1 protein-coding gene is annotated in these 316 nt (G+C 64.2%); it reads right to left on the bottom strand.

Annotation, left to right across the window (positions count from 1 at the left end):
- Positions 1-316: hypothetical protein (locus IRZ56_RS22985; RefSeq protein WP_196147033.1), on the bottom strand; the 316-nt coding region annotated here is incomplete at both ends.

The following is a 316-nucleotide window of genomic DNA, read 5'->3' as shown; positions in this document are numbered from 1 at the left end:
CCTGGGCGTTCAGGTCGATGTAATGCTGGTATTGGGCGTCCTGACGTTCGTACTCGGCCTGGAAGGCGGCCCGGGCCGGCTCGTCATAGCGTTCTTCGAGCCGGGCATCGCTTTCATCGCCGCGCTGATCCACCACGCGTTGGCGTTCGATACGCGGGTCGACGAAGACCGGAGGCCCATCGCCAGACTGCGGCTCGAAGCTGGATACGGCCTCTTCGGCCCAGACGCGGTGCTGGGCGCGAATGATCTGCAGGATATGCGAGGTTTGCAGCTTGTACGCCCGCAGCGGTTCTTCACGCCATTGCTGGCGAGCCAC

It is taken from the genome of Pseudomonas guariconensis (genome assembly GCF_015680235.1).
Classification (GTDB): domain Bacteria; phylum Pseudomonadota; class Gammaproteobacteria; order Pseudomonadales; family Pseudomonadaceae; genus Aquipseudomonas; species Aquipseudomonas guariconensis_A.
This window is presented reverse-complemented; position numbering and strand designations above follow the sequence as displayed.